At 50.9% G+C, this 12,036-nt stretch carries 12 protein-coding genes; 9 read left to right on the top strand and 3 right to left on the bottom strand.

Going from position 1 to position 12,036, the window contains the following annotated elements; translation table 11 throughout:
• Positions 1-336 precede the first annotated feature (336 nt).
• Both hppD and tyrA read left to right on the top strand, forming a co-directional pair.
• Positions 337-1,422, top strand: a complete 1,086-nt coding sequence (gene hppD, locus AC5JO6_RS09595) for a 4-hydroxyphenylpyruvate dioxygenase (protein WP_496080840.1) — start codon at positions 337-339, stop codon at positions 1,420-1,422.
• 54 nt (positions 1,423-1,476) lie between these two features.
• Entirely contained in the window at positions 1,477-2,583 is a 1,107-nt protein-coding gene (gene tyrA / locus AC5JO6_RS09600; protein ID WP_496080841.1) for a bifunctional chorismate mutase/prephenate dehydrogenase, read from the top strand.
• 12 nt (positions 2,584-2,595) lie between these two features.
• Here the strand turns inward: tyrA and AC5JO6_RS09605 are convergent, their stop codons facing one another.
• Complete coding sequence (locus tag AC5JO6_RS09605) at positions 2,596-2,754, bottom strand: hypothetical protein (RefSeq protein ID WP_496080842.1); 159 nt, start codon at positions 2,752-2,754, stop codon at positions 2,596-2,598.
• A 241-nt stretch (positions 2,755-2,995) separates the two neighbouring features.
• Between AC5JO6_RS09605 and AC5JO6_RS09610 the strand changes: the two genes are divergently transcribed.
• A complete protein-coding gene (locus AC5JO6_RS09610) occupies positions 2,996-4,078 on the top strand; it encodes a 3-deoxy-7-phosphoheptulonate synthase (RefSeq protein ID WP_496080843.1) in 1,083 nt (360 codons plus the stop codon).
• Between the two features lie 249 nt (positions 4,079-4,327).
• On the opposite strand, the gene AC5JO6_RS09615 is transcribed toward AC5JO6_RS09610, so the two are convergent.
• Positions 4,328-5,032, bottom strand: a complete 705-nt coding sequence (locus AC5JO6_RS09615; protein WP_496080844.1) for a class I SAM-dependent methyltransferase — start codon at positions 5,030-5,032, stop codon at positions 4,328-4,330.
• Positions 5,033-5,313: 281 nt separating this feature from the next.
• Here AC5JO6_RS09615 and AC5JO6_RS09620 point away from each other — a divergent pair, with 281 nt between their 5' ends.
• From AC5JO6_RS09620 to AC5JO6_RS09645, 6 genes are all read left to right on the top strand, one after another.
• On the top strand, positions 5,314-5,814 hold the full coding sequence (locus tag AC5JO6_RS09620) for a DUF2231 domain-containing protein (protein WP_496080845.1): 501 nt from the start codon (positions 5,314-5,316) through the stop codon (positions 5,812-5,814).
• On the top strand, positions 5,811-6,416 hold the full coding sequence (locus tag AC5JO6_RS09625; protein WP_496080846.1) for a DUF2231 domain-containing protein: 606 nt from the start codon (positions 5,811-5,813) through the stop codon (positions 6,414-6,416). Before AC5JO6_RS09620 ends, AC5JO6_RS09625 begins: the two co-directional genes overlap by 4 nt.
• 70 nt (positions 6,417-6,486) lie before the next feature.
• On the top strand, positions 6,487-7,464 hold the full coding sequence (locus AC5JO6_RS09630) for a cytochrome c oxidase subunit II (protein WP_496080847.1): 978 nt from the start codon (positions 6,487-6,489) through the stop codon (positions 7,462-7,464).
• A 106-nt stretch (positions 7,465-7,570) separates the two neighbouring features.
• Entirely contained in the window at positions 7,571-9,253 is a 1,683-nt protein-coding gene (ctaD, locus tag AC5JO6_RS09635; protein WP_496080848.1) for a cytochrome c oxidase subunit I, read from the top strand.
• Between the two features lie 116 nt (positions 9,254-9,369).
• Positions 9,370-9,981, top strand: coding sequence for a cytochrome c oxidase subunit 3 (locus AC5JO6_RS09640; protein ID WP_496080849.1), 612 nt, complete (start codon positions 9,370-9,372; stop codon positions 9,979-9,981).
• Between the two features lie 10 nt (positions 9,982-9,991).
• Positions 9,992-11,509 carry a GMC oxidoreductase gene (locus AC5JO6_RS09645; RefSeq protein WP_496080850.1) on the top strand — a complete coding sequence of 506 codons (1,518 nt, stop codon included), beginning with the start codon at positions 9,992-9,994 and terminating at the stop codon, positions 11,507-11,509.
• A gap of 183 nt (positions 11,510-11,692) precedes the next feature.
• Here AC5JO6_RS09645 and AC5JO6_RS09650 read toward each other — a convergent pair whose 3' ends face one another.
• Entirely contained in the window at positions 11,693-11,896 is a 204-nt protein-coding gene (locus tag AC5JO6_RS09650; protein ID WP_496069183.1) for a rod-capping linker protein CpcD domain-containing protein, read from the bottom strand.
• Positions 11,897-12,036 lie beyond the last annotated feature (140 nt).

Genomic DNA, 12,036 nt, shown 5'->3' on the forward strand with positions numbered 1-12,036 from the left:
CAGCGGCGATCGCAGACACCATACAGCTTCTGCTGACTTGTCAGTAATAATACTGAGGTGATTGGATTTAAACTTTCTGTAAATTCTCGGTCGAAACTGTCCCAAATTGAGGACACCAAACTTTATGTCTCTTTGCAAATAAGCCCAAACTGCTGTCAAACATGGGTTTTAGTCAATCTTCACAAAGCCTTACTTTTTGATGAAGACTGAGTAGTTACACTAGGCGCTTCCTTGAGGGAGCAAATAGAGTGATGCAATCAAGTCGATAAAACTCGAAATGAGTCCTGAGGCTTGGTTGACTTAAAGGCTTTTTCTATCATCGCAGAAAGAACTACTATGAACGATAATTATCCAATTAAAGGGCTTGATCATCTGGAGTTTTATGTTGGCAATGCTAAGCAAGCAGCGCTTGTTTACTCTAAGTGTTTTGGCTTTACAACCACTGCTTATCGAGGGTTGGAGACAGGCGATCGTAAAGTGACATCTTATCTCCTGGAACAGGGAGATATTCGCTTTGTCTTAAGCTCAGCGTTGAGTGCAGAGTACGCGATCGCGCAGAGCGTTTTGAAGCACGGAGATACCGTTGCTGTCATTGCTTTACAAGTCTCAGATGTAACTAGTGCCTACAAGCAAGCAGTGGCTCGTGGCGCGATCGGAGCCATTCCGCCCACTGACCACGAAGACGAATATGGTGTCTTACGCTATGCTGCCATTCGTGCGTTTGGGGATGTCTTAGTTAAATTTATCGATCGCAGCGACTATCTTGATAATTTTGCACCGGGTTTTGTCGCTCGATCATCAACGCCCACCAATGGAGTTGGGTTAACACGTGTTGATCACATTGTTGGCAATGTTGAATACGGCGCAATGGATCGTTGGGTGAACTATTTTGTGAAAGCGATGGGCTTTGATGTGCGGATGCATTTTGATGATCACGCGATTTCAACCGAATATTCAGCTCTAATGTCAAAAGTGCTGGAAAACGGTAGCAAAACAATTATCAATATCAATGAGCCAGCACCAGGACGACGTAAATCTCAAATTCAGGAATATTTAGATTTTCATTATGGACCGGGCATTCAGCATCTTGGGCTGACAACCGATGATATTGTCCAAACGGTGATTCAGTTAAAGCAGGCTGGCGTTGAATTTCTGCCTATTCCCAAGACCTATTATGACAACCTGGAAGACTGGGTAAGTGAGCTGGAGATTCCAGTGAAACAACTGGCGGAGCTAGGGATTTTGGTCGATCGCGATGACGATGGTTATCTCTTGCAACTGTTTACAAAACCAGTGGGCGATCGACCGACGCTGTTTTTTGAAATTATTGAACGACACGGTTCACGCGGTTTTGGCGCGGGTAATTTCAAATCGCTCTTTGTGGCGCTGGAGCGTGAACAGGCAGCACGAGGCAATCTCTGAACGAACCAGGCTGCTGTGAGTGCATACAACGATTCTCCCCACTTGGTAGTGACGATGAACACCCCTGAAAAGCTTCAACAACTGGATCAAACGTTAATTAAACTGCTGGGCGATCGACTCTCACTGCTAGCAACGCTAGAGACAACTCCAAGGCAGAAGCAACTAGTCAGTTACCAGCCACAACTAGCACAGGCTGGTGTTCCAGACCATATCTGGAGCAGCATCGTCACTAGCTGCATGGCAGCCTTAGCCAAGGCATCATCACTTCATCCGGTCATTGAGCCGCGTCGCATCACTGTCGTTGGTGGATGCGGCTTGATGGGGCGCTTTTTTGTCGATCGTCTGTCTGCCGCTGGTCATCACGTGAGCGTGCTGGAGTATGACGGTTGGGATGATGCCGATGGTCTGCTCGGTAATGCCGATTTGGTGCTCCTTTGTGTACCGCTCAAGGCGACAGTAGCAGTGATTCGGAAGGTTGCCCCTTACCTTGCTCCAACGACGACGCTGGCGGATATTGCCAGTACGAAGGTTACTGTTGTGCAAACGATGATGGAATGCCACACGGGTCCCGTTTTGGGTCTTCATCCCATGTTTGGTCCGGGTGCCAGCTCCTTTTTAGGACAGAAAGTAGTGATTTGCCCAGGACGTAACCCCTCGGCGAGTCAGTGGTTGCTGGATTTAATGGAAGCGGATGGTGGCAAGCTTATTAGCAGTACACCCGAAGAGCACGATCGCATGATGGTGGCAGTGCAGGCGATTCGCTTCTTTGCCAACTTGACGCTAGGGGCTTTTCTGGCAGAAGAGGGCATTGATATTGAGCGCAGCCTGGAATTTGCCAGTCCGCTCTACCGCATTGAAATCAATACGGTGAGTCGCCTGTTGGCACAAAGCGCCGCACTTTATATCGATATTTTGTTGGCATCCGATGAGCGCTGTGAGGCAATTCAGCGGCTAGTCGAAACGTCCGATCGTCTAGCCAAACTGCTGGCGCAAGGCGATCGAGCCGCTTTGATCGCTGAGTTTGAAACTGCTCATAGGGCGTTTGGGCAAGAGGCACCGCGAGCACTGGAGGAAAGCAACCATGTCATCAATCAACTGAGCACGTTGCTGGCTGCAAATGAATGTGAGGCGAAAGTTAAGGCTGAGCCAGTTTGCCGATAATTGAGTCAAGACCTAGACGACTGCATTCTGCGGGGGTGGGGAGTAGGGAGTAGGGAGTAGGGAGTGGGTGTAGAGGAAGATTGGCAACCAGTGATCGCCTCCACACGACCACTTGCCAAGTATTGGCACATACTTGACCAATGCACACGGTTTGAGTACGCGGTACTCCAAGCTGACTGCTCAACTCTGGATCAGTCGATAGGCACGATCTTTTGTAAAATGGGCTATGTAGTGTTAGCACTATCAAAGCGGTTTGGGTTTGCTGCCACTATTCAACCCGTCAGTAGTTTGGAACATCTGTAAGCACCTTGAATTTTCTGTAAGCACCTTGAATTTTCTGATACTAATACTTTCTGCCAATCATTCTTGATAACCAACTGCTAAGGTTCTCCACTGAACTCTTGACACCCACATGCCTAAGACTTCCGATCTCCACGTTATTGAAACGCGTCCGCTGCTGAGTCCAGCGTTTATTCACAGCGAATTGCCCATTACTGAGAAAGCATCGGTTTTAGTGACCGAAACCCGCGATCGCATCCGTAATATTCTGCGGAGCGAAGACAGACGATTGCTGGTGATCGTTGGACCCTGCTCGATTCACGACGTTGATGCAGCTTACGCCTATGGTGAACGGCTGGCAGCTTTGCGTGAAGAGTTAGCGGATCAGCTCGAAATTGTGATGCGGGTCTACTTTGAGAAACCTCGCACGACGATCGGCTGGAAAGGGCTGATCAACGATCCTCACTTAGATGGAAGCTTTGATATCAACACAGGATTGCGTCGGGCACGCAGGCTGTTGTTAGACCTTGCGCATTTGGGACTTCCTGCTGCCACCGAACTGCTCGATCCAATTATTCCGCAATACATCGCTGATGTGATTTCCTGGACCGCGATCGGTGCCCGGACGACCGAAAGCCAAACGCACCGAGAAATGGCATCGGGGCTATCCATGCCTGTGGGCTTCAAAAACGGTACCGATGGTGGGTTTCGTATTGCTGTGAACGCGATGCTGGCTGCTAGCCAACCTCATCGCTTTTTGGGCATCAATTTTCACGGTTTAGCCAGCATCGTCACGACCACGGGTACACCCGATACGCATCTGGTGCTGCGGGGTGGCAAACACGGTCCTAACTACGCCCCGATTCACGTTGAAAAAGCCGCTGCTGAATTAGCGGAGCACGGGTTAAATCCACGAGTGATGGTCGATTGTAGCCACGACAATGCAGGTAAGGACTACACACACCAGCCGATCGCGCTGCAAAACCTTGCTGACCAGGTAACAGCAGGCTCTCACCATCTGATGGGGGTGATGATTGAAAGTCATCTGGTGGCAGGGAATCAGAAACTTCCCAAGGATTTAAGCGACCTGGTGTACGGTCAAAGCATTACAGATGCCTGTGTCGATTTCACTACTACCGCTGACATGCTGCGATCGCTGGCAGGTTGTCTTGCCAAAGCGAACACGTACCAGCGATCAGTGGTTGCTGTTGATTAGAAGACTATCAAGCTATAGCATCAGTGCGTGTAGCTGACAGCGATCAATCGTCAGAGAAAGGTCGATCGCTGTGGCTGGCTTTTGAGAGCCTATTTAAAGCGTACCGCAGCGATTAAAACCGCGACTATAAGCACCAAGCCCGTCTACACGGACTGAGGAGGAACACGGATTTTGCCACCTGCATCGGCAGGTTTTGTTTTGGTAGCTGCGACTTCAGTCGCCAAACCCACTGGACTTTTAAGGTATCCTCTAAACTTTACGGGCAAACGTCATCATCTCGACCTGATAAATGTCCGTATAGTCGGGATGCCGGATAGACTCTTTGGAGATTCGGTAGCAGCCATCGTGCCCCGGGTCATACTCCCGTTCTGCTGTATTGTGTAGCACGATCGTGCCACCTGGCTTCAAATGGGGAGCAAACAATTCATAGGTCTCACGGGCACCCGCTGGAGACTGATCGCCATCCAGGTAAAGCAGATCGATCGGCGTAGACCAGTTTCTGCCCATTTCTTGCCCGGTCGCTTTGTGCGCTTTTACCCAAGCGGTCAGCCCAGCGCGTGCCATATTCTCTGAAAACCATTGATCAAGAGGTACCTTACGACGCTTTGCCACACGCATGTAAAACGGAACCGAAAACTCATCGCCCGACGCATCAAAAGGGTCGATACAATGCACCTGTCCGCTACCTTGCAATTTCCGCGCACCTGCTAGTAAAACGGCAGACTTACCGACAAAGGAGCCAACCTCCACAATCACGGGGTCTGGTGGCAGGTTGTAGGCAGCTTGAGCAAGCGCTACCGATTCGTTTTCCTGCACCCATCCAGGTATATAGCACGAGTAGGCAAGGTACTTACCCAACTCTCCGTGCTTCAGGCGGTAGGTCAGAGGTAAAACGGTGTACGATCGCACACGCCGCCTTGCTCTTTTCACCAAACTTTCGGGAGCTAATCCCATTGTTTTCTCCTAAGTTCTGCAATCTTTCAGTAAGCGTATCCTGAAGCTAAAAAGAATTTGTGTTGCTTGCAAAACATCTCAATGGTTAAGTCCAGCTCACAAGTGCTTCGGGGCTGTTTTTTGACGATCTTCTTTGCGTCTTCTGCATTAGAGAGTGGAATGTGATTACCATATCTATTAAGTGCAAGAGGTCTGTGAGAGACTTTGTAAGCATTGGCTTAGACGTTGAACTGTGACCATCACAATTGGTGATTTAGCCCTCGATCGCCAAGGAGACCTGTATGTTTGAGTATCTTCCGCCCCTGAATGAGCATAATCTGCCGTATCCAGACACTCTCCACCCGATCGTCGTTCACTTCGTCATTGCGATGGTGCTGTTCGCCGTCTTCTGCGACGTGCTGGGCGCTGTAACCCGCAACACTCGCCTGTTTGAAGTGGGCTGGTGGAATTTATTTTTTGCCACACTCTCTATTTTTATTGCCGTGCTGTTTGGGCAGGTCGAAGCGGGCTTGGCAGAACCGTACGCAGCGGCGCGATCGACGATGAACATTCATACGCTGTTAGGCTGGTCACTGTCAGCAATTCTGGCTGCCGTGACGGCATGGCGCTTCATTATTCGCTCCCGCGATCCGCAAAAATTACCCACGGCGTTTCTGGGTGCAGGTGTGCTGCTGACGGCGCTGGTCGTCTTCCAGGTGTATCTGGGTGACAAATTGGTCTGGGTCTATGGGCTACACAGTGTGCCTGTGGTAGAAGCTATCAGAGATGGAGCACTGCGATGAATCCAGAACTGATTAATCAACTGAGCGATCAACTGGGTGCCAATGGCTTGCCTTACACCATTCCGATTCACCCGAATTTAGTGCATATCACGCTGGGTTTATTTATTATTGCGATCGCCTTTGACATTGCAGGTGTGCTGTTTCCGTTAGAAAAGTCGATTCTCAAGTTTTTGTCGATCAATGCGGTGCGATCGAACTTCTTTGATGTAGGTTGGTACAACGTCGTTGCGGCAGCTATTGTCACGTTTTTTACCGTCGCGGCAGGCTTTTACGAAGTCATGCTGGCAGTGCCCTCTGCCGATGTCAAAAGTGCCTGGGGCTTGCGGGCAATGGAGACGATGCTGTGGCATGGCGTTGGAGGCGTACTGCTGCTGGCGCTTATCGTCGGTATGGCGGTTTGGCGAGGCTTTCAGCGCTTTGTTTGGCGGCAGGATAATGCCAGACAGGTGCAGTGGAGCTACGTACTGGCAGGCGTTTTCATTCTCGGCATCATGTTTCTTCAGGGCACTCTGGGGGCACATCTGGGCGGCGAGTTTGGCATCCACAATACGGCTGATCAACTGTTGCGCCTGGGGCAAGACCCCAATGTGGTGTTGAAGTAACTAACTGACTGAAAGACGACCAGATTGAATGTTGGTCATACCAAAACTGGGTCAACAGGAGCCGCTTGCGATGAGACTATTGCGTTATTTGCCGTGGGTTGGGTATGCGGGGTTTGTGCTCCTGGTGAGCTTGTGGATGGGGCAGCAGTCGTACAGTTGGCTACCTCCGCAGGCTACTGCCGAATCGCTGCTGATTGATGACCTGTTCAGCTTCCTGGTGACATTGGGCACGATCGTCTTTCTCGGTGTGTTCGGCGTGTTGATGCTGGCGATTCTAACCAGCCAGGTGAGCCGTTTTGATATCAGTGACGGTCCCCCGATCGAGGGCAATGTCAAGCTAGAGGTGGTATGGACAGTGATCCCCATTTTGTTGGTGATCTGGATTGTCACCAGCAGTTTCAATGTGTATAACCAGATGAATATTCGCGGACCGATGGATGTCGTGCATTTGCATCATATGGGCATGGAGCCTGCCTATGCCGCGACGCTGGATGCGGAAGGACAGCCGATCGAAGAAATCGAAGTCAATGCAAAGCAGTGGGCGTGGACATTCCACTATCCCAATCAGAACGTTACCAGTACGGAGTTGCACGTCCCGGTCGATCGTCGCATCCGCCTCGCACTCTATTCCGAAGATGTACTACACGGCTTCTACGTCCCTGCTTTTCGCCTGAAGCAAGATATTTTACCCAAACGGACGATCGACCTGGAATTCACGCCCATTCTGGCAGGCAAGTATCGGCTCGAAGACTCCCAGTTCAGTGGCACCTACTTTGCCGCCATGCAGGCAGATGTCCTCGTCGAATCACCCGACACATACAAGGATTGGCTCAAACGAGCCGCCGCTACAAAACTAACCCCAGCCTTTAATCAAGCGTATTCCGAATACTATCGCGGCGAACCCAACAAACCCGTCGAAGTCGGTTGGGCATCCGTTCCCCCTGCAAAGCCCCCGATGGTCAACCAACCAACCCCGCAGGGCATTGACGAGGAAGTACCCGATAAAAAAGGGATTGAGAAAGATATGGAAAAAGGGAGTGGGGAGTAGGGAGTGGGGAGTGGGCAGGAGTTTTTGAGTTAAACCTCCGCGTCTCTGCGGTGTTTCCCCTTCTACCTTCTAACAACTAAAAACTAACAACCAACAACTTTCTCGCATGACCAACATTGCAGTCGAAAACCTGGGCAACGGCAGCGAGGCAAAACCTCAAAGCGAACCTCCTGAATGGCGGCGCTACTTCTCCTTTAGCCGCGATCACAAAGTCATTGGGATTCAGTATCTCGTCACGTCGTTTGTGTTCTTTCTCATTGGCGGGCTGCTTGCCATGATTATTCGAGCGGAGTTGATTACGCCTAAGTCGGATGTAGTCGCTCGCGCCCTCTACAACGGCATCTTCACCATGCACGGCTCGATCATGATCTTCCTGTGGATCTTCCCCACGCTGGTAGGGCTGGCAAATTACCTCGTGCCGTTGATGATTGGCGCACGGGATATGGCATTCCCCACATTGAATGCCGTGGCGTTTTGGATGGTGCCTGTGTTCGGTCTCTTGCTGCTGAGTAGCTTTTTGCTGCCCAATGGCACGGCTCAGGCAGGTTGGTGGTCGTACCCGCCTGTAAGTATCCAAAATCCGGGAAGAGAGGTAATCAATGGACAGTTCTTGTGGATTTTAGCGGTTGCTGTCTCTGGGGTCTCGTCCATCATGGGCGCAGTCAACTTTGTCACCACGATCGTGCGGATGCGGGCACCGGGTATGACCTACTTTCGGATGCCTGTCTTTGTATGGACGGTGTTGAGCGCTCAGCTATTGCAGCTTGCAGGCTTGCCCGTGTTGACCGCTGGAGCCGTCATGCTCTTGTTTGACTTGACCTTTGGCACAGCGTTTTTTAATTCTGATAAAGGCGGCAATCCGCTGCTGTATCAGCACTTTTTCTGGTTCTATTCCCATCCCGCTGTATACGTGATGGCGCTGCCGATCTTTGGCGTGTTCTCCGAAATTCTGCCCGTCTACTCTCGCAAGCCGCTGTTTGGCTATCGAGTCGTTGCCATTTCATCGATCGCCATTTCAGGACTCAGCATTCTGGTCTGGGTGCATCACATGTATGCCAGCGGTACTCCCGGCTGGATGCGGATGATCTTCATGTTCACGACCATGTGCGTAGCAGTGCCCACAGGCGTAAAAATCTTTGCCTGGACAGCGACCGTCTGGCGCGGCAAACTGCGGCTCGATACTCCCATGCTGTTTGCGCTGGGTGGCGTGATTATGTTTCTGTTTGCAGGGATTACAGGCGTGATGCTGGGTTCCGTGCCGATCGACATTCATGTGAACAACACCTACTTTGTCGTCGGGCATTTCCACTACATCGTCTACGGCACGATCGCGATGGGCATGTTCGCCGCTATCTACCACTGGTTTCCCAAAATGACTGGGCGCATGTATTACGAAGGTTTGGGCAAACTCCACTTCTGGCTGGCGTTCATCGGCACCAACCTTTGCTTCTTGCCCATGCATCCTTTAGGCTTACAGGGAATGCTCCGCCGCGTTTCGTCCTACGATGACCAATACGCCTTCTGGAACGTACTTGCCAGTTTGGGCGGCTTCCTGTTGGGAATGTCTACCCTGCCCTTTATTTTGAATATCGTCGGCTCCTGGGTGCAAGGCAAGAAGGCACCGGATAACCCCTGGCGCGCGATCGGGCTAGAATGGCTCGTCCCTTCCCCACCACCCGAAGAGAATTTTGAAGCGATTCCGATCGTTGTCTCAGGTCCCTACGGCTACGGCATGAACGAACCCCTGACCGCTACGGAATCGCCTGAAGAAGTGGCGGCAACGCAATAGGGAAGTTTTTAGTTGATGGTTTTTAGTTGTTAGAAGGCAGAAGGTGGAACACCGCAGAGACGCAGAGGCGCGGAGATTTAACTCAAAACTTCTTTCCCCACTCCCCACTCCCCATTATGGATACCTCAGTCACTCCCGAACACTTGCAGTCTGCACCCGAAAAGGAGGGCATACCTGGCGAACACGCCGATAATCGTATGTTCGGGTTCATCGTATTTCTGCTGTCGGAAAGTATGGTCTTTCTAGGCTTTTTTGGTGGCTACATTGCCCTCAAGTTGACTACAGCAGACTGGCTTCCCCCCAACGTAGATGGGCTAGAAATTTTCAATCCTGCGATCAACACGGCGGTTCTCGTTTCCAGTAGCTTTGTCATTTACTTTGGAGAACTGGCGCTAGAACGAAACAAGCTGAACCTTTTTCGCTTGTTCTTATTTGCTACAGCGGCAATGGGCACTTATTTTTTGGTGGGTCAGGCGATCGAGTGGAACGGTCTCAACTTTGGACTCACCACTGGCTTGTTTGGCGGCACCTTCTATCTGCTCACGGGCTTCCACGGTTTGCACGTTCTCGTCGGCATTCTTTTACAATTAGGCGTATTCATTCGCTCTTTCACGCCCAAACACGCCACACCTGAAAATCACTATGGTTTTGCATCAACATCTCTGTTCTGGCACTTCGTTGACGTGATTTGGATTATTTTGTTCAGCCTAATTTACCTGTGGCAGTGAGGATCTACCAATGATCATCGACGATCAATATTACGACATCATCATCATTGGTACGGGTGCGGGCGGAGGGACGCTGGCATACAAGCTGGCACCGACGGGAAAGAAAATTCTCATCCTGGAGCGAGGCGGCTTCATGGCTTTGGAGGAGCAGAACCGTAGCAACGTGGATGTGTTTCGTAAGGAGCGCTACCATGCACCGGAGCAGTGGTACGACATCGCAGGTGAACCCTTTTCACCACAGACCAATTACGCGATCGGCGGCAATACAAAAATCTATGGTTCGGCACTGCTACGACGACGTGAACGAGATTTTGAGGCGGTTGAGCATCAAGACGGTCTGTCGCCAGAATGGGGTTTGAAGTATCAGGACTTTGAACCGTATTACACAGAAGCAGAACAGCTTTACAAGGTGCATGGATCTGCTGATGACCCAACTGAACCGCCGCACAGTGCAGACTATCCTTATCCGGCTGTTGCTCATGAGCCGCAAATTCAAGACGTTGTCGAGGCGATCGCTCAACAAGGCTTGCATCCCACTGCGATTCCACTCGGTCTCACGCTGCAAGACGACGATCCCACCAATGACTCTGAGGTAAGCGGGATTGTACCAGCGCTGAAATTTCCGAATGTGACGCTCAAGACCAATACGAAGGCAATGTACCTGCACACCAATGAGTCTGGCAAGGTAGTAAAGGCTGTCCAGGCAGATGTGAATGGCAAACCGCACCTGTTTTTGGGTGATCTGGTCGTGGTGTCCTGTGGGGCGATTAATTCGGCAGCACTGTTGTTGCGATCGGTCAACGAGATGCATCCTAACGGACTTGCCAACCGTTCCGACCAGGTAGGACGCAACCTGATGAAACATCAGATTACCTCCGTCGTGCAACTCAGCGCCCCAAACTCTGGTAAGTTTCAACGCAGCGTCAGCGTCAACGATTTTTACTGGGGCGAAAAAGAGTTTCCGTACCCGATGGGTCACATTCAAAACACAGGTGGGCTGCTGCAAGACGTGATCTTTGCCGAATCGCCGCCCATTCTTTCTGTATTTGCTAAAGTGATGCCCAACTTCGGGCTACAACAATTAGCGACACGATCGATCGGCTGGTGGGTACAGACCGAAGATTTGCCTGACCCAAATAACCGGGTGCGCTTGAATGGTGACAAGCTCTGTGTAGACTACACTGCCAATAATACAGAGACCCATGCGCGGCTTGTCTATCGCTGGACAGAAGTGCTGAAGACGATCGAAAAAACCGTCAAACAGTCTGTCCTTCAGCGTAGTGGACTGCATCCTCAGGGCGAAGTGCCTTTGCAAGTCGTCGCAAACCAGTGCGGCACCTGTCGGTTTGGCACCGATCCGGCTACTTCAGTGCTTGACCTCAACTGCCGCACCCACGAACTCGACAATCTCTATGTCGTCGATGGCAGCTTCTTCCCCTCCAATGCTGGTGTAAGTCCCGCGCTGACCATTATTGCCAATGCGCTACGGGTGGGTGATCATTTGATCGATCGCTTAAAGGGAAGCTAAAACGGGTAAACACAAGATCCCCGGCTTCTTTGTTGAACCTTGCTGTCATTGGCTCAACCTGGTTCAGAAGTCGGGGATCTAATGCGCTCGCTGCCAGATCCCCGGCTTCTGCATCAAGTTCAGCTAGTCACATCAAGACTGAACAAAGAAGTCGGGGATCGGCATTGTTATTTGTGCAACACGTTACGCCAGTCCTGTATTTGCTCCAGGCTTGCCCGTTGCCAATTCCACTTTAATAATGGTGCCGCCCTGCTTTTGAATGCGTTGCTGTTCACGAAACCAGTTGTCGTAGGGTACTAATTTCGTAAAGTAGGTGTTTTGCAGTTCCCGCTGTGTACGGATACGGGTCTGGCTGGGAACACAAGCAGTAATTTTAAAGAAGCGCATAGGAATGATTTCTCCTGGATATGGGCGTAGCGAAGGGAAGAAATTTTGAATCTGAACAAAGATCAGTATTGATCGGCATCGATCGAGTCGCTTTTCATCTACGATGCGGTGAGCGTACTACAAAGCAGCCCTAGAGGAAA

Source organism: Tildeniella sp., from assembly GCF_059505325.1.

Bases quoted from the DNA above. Each gene is read 5' to 3' on its own strand.
- hppD (WP_496080840.1), top strand. From the start codon at position 337: ATGAACGATAATTATCCAATTAAAGGGCTTGATCATCTGGAGTTTTAT.
- tyrA (WP_496080841.1), top strand. From the start codon at position 1,477: ATGAACACCCCTGAAAAGCTTCAACAACTGGATCAAACGTTAATTAAA.
- AC5JO6_RS09610 (WP_496080843.1), top strand. From the start codon at position 2,996: ATGCCTAAGACTTCCGATCTCCACGTTATTGAAACGCGTCCGCTGCTG.
- AC5JO6_RS09615 (WP_496080844.1), bottom strand. From the start codon at position 5,032: ATGGGATTAGCTCCCGAAAGTTTGGTGAAAAGAGCAAGGCGGCGTGTG.
- AC5JO6_RS09620 (WP_496080845.1), top strand. From the start codon at position 5,314: ATGTTTGAGTATCTTCCGCCCCTGAATGAGCATAATCTGCCGTATCCA.
- AC5JO6_RS09625 (WP_496080846.1), top strand. From the start codon at position 5,811: ATGAATCCAGAACTGATTAATCAACTGAGCGATCAACTGGGTGCCAAT.
- AC5JO6_RS09630 (WP_496080847.1), top strand. From the start codon at position 6,487: ATGAGACTATTGCGTTATTTGCCGTGGGTTGGGTATGCGGGGTTTGTG.
- ctaD (WP_496080848.1), top strand. From the start codon at position 7,571: ATGACCAACATTGCAGTCGAAAACCTGGGCAACGGCAGCGAGGCAAAA.
- AC5JO6_RS09640 (WP_496080849.1), top strand. From the start codon at position 9,370: ATGGATACCTCAGTCACTCCCGAACACTTGCAGTCTGCACCCGAAAAG.
- AC5JO6_RS09645 (WP_496080850.1), top strand. From the start codon at position 9,992: ATGATCATCGACGATCAATATTACGACATCATCATCATTGGTACGGGT.
- AC5JO6_RS09650 (WP_496069183.1), bottom strand. From the start codon at position 11,896: ATGCGCTTCTTTAAAATTACTGCTTGTGTTCCCAGCCAGACCCGTATC.